7 protein-coding genes are annotated in these 7,146 nt (G+C 69.6%); 1 reads left to right on the top strand and 6 read right to left on the bottom strand.

Features of this window, described 5'->3' with window-relative positions; genetic code table 11:
* Both QOL99_RS12975 and QOL99_RS12980 read right to left on the bottom strand, forming a co-directional pair.
* The coding region (locus QOL99_RS12975) for an ABC transporter ATP-binding protein (RefSeq protein WP_285524424.1) at positions 1-588 on the bottom strand (588 nt) is incomplete at its 3' end.
* A gap of 194 nt (positions 589-782) precedes the next feature.
* Positions 783-1,466 carry a cytochrome c biogenesis CcdA family protein gene (locus QOL99_RS12980; RefSeq protein ID WP_285524412.1) on the bottom strand — a complete coding sequence of 228 codons (684 nt, stop codon included), beginning with the start codon at positions 1,464-1,466 and terminating at the stop codon, positions 783-785.
* 90 nt (positions 1,467-1,556) lie between these two features.
* On the opposite strand from QOL99_RS12980, the gene QOL99_RS12985 reads away from it, so the two are divergent.
* Complete coding sequence (locus QOL99_RS12985; protein WP_285524414.1) at positions 1,557-1,922, top strand: hypothetical protein; 366 nt, start codon at positions 1,557-1,559, stop codon at positions 1,920-1,922.
* Positions 1,923-1,929: 7 nt separating this feature from the next.
* On the opposite strand, the gene QOL99_RS12990 is transcribed toward QOL99_RS12985, so the two are convergent.
* From QOL99_RS12990 to secD, 4 genes are all read right to left on the bottom strand, one after another.
* Complete coding sequence (locus tag QOL99_RS12990) at positions 1,930-2,724, bottom strand: intradiol ring-cleavage dioxygenase (RefSeq protein WP_285524415.1); 795 nt, start codon at positions 2,722-2,724, stop codon at positions 1,930-1,932.
* A gap of 198 nt (positions 2,725-2,922) precedes the next feature.
* Positions 2,923-3,843 (bottom strand): restriction endonuclease, encoded by a 921-nt coding sequence (locus QOL99_RS12995; protein ID WP_285524418.1) that lies wholly within the window; start codon positions 3,841-3,843, stop codon positions 2,923-2,925.
* 71 nt (positions 3,844-3,914) lie between these two features.
* A complete protein-coding gene (locus tag QOL99_RS13000; protein WP_285524419.1) occupies positions 3,915-4,385 on the bottom strand; it encodes a hypothetical protein in 471 nt (156 codons plus the stop codon).
* A gap of 132 nt (positions 4,386-4,517) precedes the next feature.
* On the bottom strand, positions 4,518-6,812 hold the full coding sequence (gene secD / locus QOL99_RS13005; RefSeq protein WP_285524422.1) for a protein translocase subunit SecD: 2,295 nt from the start codon (positions 6,810-6,812) through the stop codon (positions 4,518-4,520).
* Between the last annotated feature and the right edge of the window lie 334 nt (positions 6,813-7,146).

Here is a 7,146-nt window from a genome sequence, read left to right on the forward strand (position 1 = left end):
GACCACCAGCGTCACGCCCCGCCCGGCCAGCTCGCCCAGCAGCTCCAGCACCAGCGCCCGGCCCCCGTCGTCGAGGTTGGCGAAGGGCTCGTCGACCAGCGTGACCGGGCGGGCCAGCAGCCACGCCCGCGCCAGCGCCAGCCGCTTGCGCATCCCCGCCGAGAGAAAGCGCGCCCGCCGGGTCGCCGCTCCCGACAGGCCCACCCGCCTCAGGGCTCCGGGCACGTCGCCGGACTGCCCATGCATCCGCAGGGCGAAGGCCAGATTCTCGGCGCAGGTCAGGTCCGGGTACAGCCCCGCGTCCACCGGCATCAGGTGAACGTGCTCGCGCACCGCCCGCCCGTCGCGCAGGTCGTAGCCCAGCACCCGGCCCTCGCCGCGCGTTGGCCGCAGCCCCGAGGCCAGCACCCGCAGCAGCGTGGTCTTGCCCGCCCCGTTCTCGCCCAGCAGCGTCACGCCCTCTCCGGCGGGCACGTCCAGCGTCACCCCGCGCAGGATGACCTCGCGGCCCAGCCTCAGCCAGAGGTCACGCAGTTGCAGGGCGTGGGGGAGCGCGGTCTGCGGTGCGCGGTGCGCGGCGGCCTCCATCCTTTCCTGCGCCCCGCGCTCCGTGTCCTGCGCCCCTAGAGCATTTGCCATAAGAATGCGGTGGGTTTCCGCACTCGTTGGCCGAGCGGACTTGCAAAGCTGCGCAGCAGAGCGAGCGAATTGAAGAAGAGCATTGGGCAGAATGGAGGCACCTGGGGCGCCCTTCCCCGGGGGCCGTAATTCTGTCAAATGCTCTAAACCCTCAGCCACGCGGGCATCACCTCATAGAAGAAGGTCGCCAGCCGCGTGAATTGCCCGGTCAGCATCAGCACGCCGACGAGCACGAGAACCGCGCCCCCCACCTTCTCGAAGACGCCCGCATAACGGTTGAGCCTCCGCAGGTTCAGGCGGTCCCACAGCAGCGCGGCCAGCAGGAAGGGCACGGCCAGCCCCAGGGTGTAGGCGGTCAGCAGGCCCACGCCCGTGCCCAGGCTGGCCGTGCTGGCCGCCAGTCCCAGGATGCTGCCCAGCGCCGGACCCAGGCAGGGGCTCCACCCGAAGGCGAAAGCCGCCCCCAGCGCGACCGGGCCGTAGCCCCCCGCGTTCGCCAGGGCCCGCGTGTCGCGCATCATCCAGGGCAGCCGGACGGCGCCCAGCATCACCAGCCCGAAAAAGAGGATCAGAACCGCCGCGACCTGCCCCAGCAGGAACTTGTGCGGCGCGAGCAGGGCGCCCAGCGTGCTCGCGGTGGCGCCCAGCGCGATAAAGACCAGCCCGAAGCCCAGGATGAACCCCAGCGCCCGCCCCAGCGGCGCCCGCGCTCCCCCGATCACGCCGAGGTAACTGGGCACCAGCGGCAGCACGCAAGGACTCAGGAACGAGATCAGCCCTGCCAGAAAGGCCACCGTGATGGACGGGGCACCCGCAGCGGTCAACATGGGCCGAGTCTAGCGGGGTGGGGGAGGGCCGGGCGTCCCCCCGGTGGGCGGCCTCGCGGTCGCGCTCGTCTCCCGCCTCTACCCTGACCCATGCCCGCCGAGCGTTCGCCCCTGATCTTCGTCTACAACGCCGACAGCGGCGCCGTGAACGCCCTGAGGGACCTGTGGCACAAAACGGTCTCGCCGCAGACCTACGCCTGCTCGCTGTGCGCGGTGACCTACGGCCCGCTGGGGATGCGGCGCGAGTGGCGCGACTTCGTGCGGGGGCTGGAGCGCGAGGTGCGGTTTCTCCACCGCGACGAGCTGGTCGCCGAGTTCGGTCTGCGGGACGTGGGGCTGCCCGCCGCCTACGAGGTGAGGCCGGACGGCAGGTTGCGCGAGTGGCTCCCGGCCTCCGAATTGCGGACGGTGACGACGCTGGACGGGCTGATGCGGCGGGTCAAGGAGCGGGCTTGACCCCGGCTCAGCCGATGTTCAGCCCCACGTCGAAGGTCGCCCGGTATCCCTGCTCCGGGCTGCCGACCAGACTCAGCAGCAGTTGATTTCCGCCGTTGCGGTAGAGGCCGTCCTGCGCGTTCAGGGTGGTGCGCCTGCCCCGGCGGCTGTAGGGAGCGCGGGCGTGGACGCGGTCGGTGACCTCCTCCGGGAAGAAGAGTTGCGAGGTGAACTCGCCCGTCACCCGGCCCGCCGCGTCCAGGGGCCGCAGCTTGAAGTGGACATGCACCGCGCGGCCCGGATACCAGCCCGGATAGACGGTCGTGAAGGAGGCCCGGCCCCCGGCGTCCGTGACCTGAGCGCCGCGCAGAAAGTCCCCGGTGTTGCCCGCCACGTCCGAGTACGCGCCGTTCGCGTCGCACTGCCACACGTCGACGAGCACGTTCCCTCGCGGCTGGCAACTGCCGACCGCCACCCGCGAGGTCACGAAGTCCAGCGTTAGCGGCACGCCCTCGCTGACCTTCCCGGTCGTGGTGTCCTTGCGAATGTCACTGCGCCGCAGGCCCTCGTCCACGTAGTACGGTCCCTCGGTCATCGCGGGGCGGACCACGCAGCCGGGCAGCCCGGTCCCGCCGCCTGTGCCCGCGCTGGTGCCGCCCGTGCCGCCGGGAGGAGCCCCGCGCTGAGCGAGCACCCCGCCCACGGCGAGGGCCGCCGCGCCGCCCCCCAGCCCCAGCAGCCGCAGGGCCCGCCTGCGGCTGAGCAGGGTGCCGATCATCTCGTCGTCGTTGTCGTCGTCCGGGCGCTGGGGGTGGGGATTCATAGCGGACCTCCTTGACCTGCTCTCCCAGCGTAGGGNAGCAGCCGCAGGGCCCGCCTGCGGCTGAGCAGGGTGCCGATCATCTCGTCGTCGTTGTCGTCGTCCGGGCGCTGGGGGTGGGGATTCATAGCGGACCTCCTTGACCTGCTCTCCCAGCGTAGGGGGCGGCGGTTAAGGCGGGGTTGGAGCTGACGGTGAGGCTCAGAGTTCCTCGAAGAACTCGAGGTCCACCCGCCGGACGTGATAGGTCGCGCGGGTCAGCACACCGACACCGTATTCGATCATCAAGCGGGCCAGTTGCACGCCGTCCACAAGGATGATGCTGCCGATTTGCTCCGCCGTCTTGCGGGCGTTGTCGCTGAAGTGCGACGTGGTGATGAAGACCCCCTTGCTGGCCTTGTGGTAGCTCAGGCTTCCTGCGAATGTGCGGATTTCTGGGCTGCCCACACCCCCCTGCCACCGCTTGGCCTGGAGGTAGACTCGGTCCAGCCCCAGCGGGTCCTGCTTGACCACACCGTCAATGCCGTTGTCCCCCGTCTTGCCCAGAGCCTCACCCGCATCGCGCGTGCTTCCGCCGTAACCCATGGCGACGAGCAGGCGCACCACCAGCACCTCGAACTGTGCCGGGGAGAGCTGCATGACCTGTTCGAGCAGTTCGGAGGCCAGCGATGCAGTGAGCTCCGCGTGCAGGGCGTCGAGTTGTTCATCCGGAGAAAGGGAGGCCGCAGGGGATGAGGCCGGTTCGTCGTGGGGAAGGGCTGGGGGTTGTGCCGTCCGGCTCCCAGCGATAAACCGGGCGTAGTCCGGCACGGTGCCCAGGTCGCGCATAGAAATCGCTTCCGGGAATTGTTCCAGCAGACGGCGGCCCTGCTCAGTCAGGGCGACGGTACCCCGGCCGGGGCTACTCACCGCACCCGCTTTGCTGAGGTGAAACTTCGCCCACAGAATCCGGTTGGCGAACCTGGCCTGCCGCCCACTGGGAAGCAACTCTTCAACGTCATCCCGCGTCAGCGAGAAATGGGCGGCGAGCGGCTCATACAGGTCCCGGATCCGGCGCTCCTGTCCGTCATGCAGCAGCAGCAGAAAGGGGCGCATGAAAGCCTGAAAATCAGGAACAGCCACGCCTCACCCTATCCCGACACAATGCTGCGTACACCACGAATTTGGTTGGGCGCCAGTCGCAGTCGCCCTCTCTACTTCGCTGCGGCGGGCTCGAAGGCTTTCCCCAGTTCCCCGAAGGCCAGTTCCACCTCGAGCTGCGCCACCTTCAGCGCCAGCGAGGCGACCGAGGCCGCCAGCGGCTCGCGGGCATAGGTGCAGGCCGCGTTCACGCCCTCCTGAATGGAGAGCAGGGCGCCGCGCGCCTGCGTGGCGGCCAGGTACAGGCTGGCGTTCGTGGGGGTCGCGCTGGCCGCGTACACGTTCCGCTGACTGGTCACGAGTTCGTTTCCCCGGTCCAGCAGCGTCTGCACCTTGTTGGGCGTGAACTGGCAGATCTCGGCCCGCCGCGCCCCCGTGACCGCCGGGGCCAGCTCGGTCCTCGTCTCGAAGACCAGGCTGCTGACCTGGCCCACGTACCCGCCCACCGTGCTGGCAGCCATGTCGGTCTGGGCGGCGGCGGATGAGACGGTCAGCAGCGCGGCGACTCCAATCAGTCTGTTCATGGTACGGCCACTGTACAGGGACAGGGACAGGGCCGGACCAGGGCACGGGGGCGCACACCTCCTGCGGGCTCGCCACAGCAGAGGGGCGGCCTCCACTCGGAAGGCCGCCCCAGGTTGAGGGAAAGGGAGCGCTTATGCCCCGGCGGGTTGGCTGGTCTTCCTGCGGCGCTTGGCCTGCCATTCCTCCAGCCACACGACCATCGGGGCCACGATGTAGATCGAGGAGTAGGTGCCGACCAGAATCCCGACCAGCAGGATCAGCGCGAAGTCGCGCAGCACCGGGCCGCCGAGTACCAGCAGGCTGACCAGCGGCAGCATGGTGCAGATGGAGGTCATCACCGTGCGCGAGAGCGTCTGGTTGATGGACGTGTTCACGATCTCGCGGTAGCTCGCCCCGCGCATCAGGCGCAGGTTCTCGCGGATGCGGTCGGAGATGATGATCGAGTCGTTGAGCGAGTAGCCGATGAGGGTCAGCAGCGCCGCCACCGTGCCCACCGTGAACTCCAGCCCCAGCAGGCTGAACAGCCCCATGGCGATCGCCACGTCGTGCAGCGCGGCCACCACGCTGCCCAGCCCCATGGTGAAGTCGAAGCGGAAGCCCACGTACACCAGGATCAGCCCCAGCCCCAGCAGCGCGGCGAGCGCGGTGTTGCGGGTGAGTTCCTGGCCCACGGCGGGGCCGACCGTCTCGCGGGCCAGCACCTCGCCGCCCGGCAGCTCGCCGATGGCGGCCGTGAGCTGATCGGCCTCGGGAGCCGTCAGTTCCGGCACCTTCACGCTGTACTGCAGGCCCCCGGCCACGGGAACCAGTTCACGCTGAATGGTCGCGTTCTGGGCGTTCACCTTCTCCAGCCCCGCGCCCGCCACCACCCCGCGTACCTGCTCGGTCGAGGTGTTCGCCGCCGTGCGGACGGTCAGGGTGGTCCCGGACGTGAAATCCACCCCGTAGTTCAGGCCCTTGGTCGCCAGCAGCAGCCCGCCGCCCAGTGCCAGCAGCACGCTGAGGGTGGTCACGACCGGCGCGGCCTTCATGAACGAGATGTTCGTCTTGCCGATGCGGGTCGGCGCCGACATGCCCGGCCTGCGCTGCGCGAGCCACTGCATCAGCCACTTGGCGAACACGAGGTTGGAGAAGGTCGAGATGACCACGCCGATGATCAGGGTGACCGCGAAGCCCTTCACGGCGCCCGTGGAGTAGTTGTACAGCGCCAGCGCCGAGAGAATCTGCGCGGCGTTCACGTCCAGGATGGCGACCGTGGACTGCTCGTACCCGGCCCCGATCGCGTTGCGAATGCCCTTGCCCCGGCGCATCTCCTCCTTGATGCGCTCGAAGGACACCACGTTGCCGTCCACCGCGCCGCCGATGGTGAGCACCAGTCCCGCGATGCCCGGCAGCGTCAGCGTGACCCCGAAGCCGCCCAGCGCCCCCAGAATCACGACGGCCGAGAACAGCAGGCCCAGGGCGCCCACCAGCCCGAACCAGAAGCCGTAGTACAGGAACAGCATGCCGAACACCAGCGCGACGCCCACCGCCGACGCGATGGCGCCGCTGCGAATCGCGTCCGCGCCCAGCGTCGGGCCGATGGCGCGTTCGGCCTCGGTCTTGATTTCGATGGGCAGGGCGCCGGATTGCAGCACCAGCGCGAGCTGGCTGGCCTCCTGCGCGTCGAAGTCCCCGGTGATCTGCACGTCGCGGAACAGCCGCTGCTGGATGGTGGCGACCGACTGAATCTGGTCGTCGAGGACCACGGCCATCAGGTTGCCGACGTTCTGGCCGGTGAAGTCCCCGAAGGTCTTCGCGCCCTCCTCGGTGTTCTGGAAGGTCACGACCCAGCGGCCCGTGGTGGGGTCGGTCGTCGACTGGGCGCTGTCGATCACCTCACCCGTCGCCAGCACCGGGCCGAGGTCCTCGAGGGTATAGCCGCCCGTGGCAGGCCGCTGCTGCGCGAGTTCCGGGTCAGGCTGCGCCCCCTCCTGCACGACGCGGAACTCCAGCCGCGCCGTCTGCCCGATGATGTCCCGCGCCCGCTGCTGCACGGCGGGGGTCGCGCCGGGAATCTCGACGACCACGCGCTTGCCGCCCGCCACCGTGACGGTCGGCTCGGCCACGCCGAGGGCGTTGATGCGGTTTTCGATGACGGTCTTGACCCGGTCGAGTTCCTCGCGGGTGGCGTTGGGGTTTTCCGGCGCGAGTTCGATCCTGAGCCCGCCCTTGAGGTCGAGGCCCAGCGTCATGAACTGGTAGTCGTCGTCCCAGAGGGTCCAGGGGTTCTGGGTGTGCTCCCAGGGGCGCCAGATGTACAGCAGGCCGCCCAGCAGGGTCAGCACCAGCAGCAGCGCGGTCCAGGGATTGGGCTTGCTGGCGCCGGGCGCCGGACGCCGGGGCGGGGGCCGCCGGTTGTTGCGGTTGGGATTGGAATAGGTCACGGGAAAGCTCCAGGGAAAACAGCGCAGCAGAGGAGGCGGAAAGTGGAAGGCAGGTGGCCCGCCCCCATACGGATTCCGGTGGAAGGGTGCCGAGACCCCCGGAAAGCCGACCAGACTCGGGGAGCGGCGCGGGCAGAGGACGAGGGAAAAAGGACGGCTTCCGGGAGAGGGATAAGCAGTGAGCGCTCTCCTGACGGCTCAGGAACCGGACGGAAGCGGGATCAGCCGCCGTCGGTCTGCCGCCGACCCAGCAGCGCGAGGCTGCGCGGAAGGCTGGGGGCTGTCCAGCGGATTGCCGGGGCCGCGCGGCGCTGGGCCTGCAGGGGCGCCCAGG

The organism is Deinococcus rhizophilus (assembly GCF_030271215.1).
Classification (GTDB): Bacteria; Deinococcota; Deinococci; order Deinococcales; family Deinococcaceae; genus Deinococcus; species Deinococcus rhizophilus.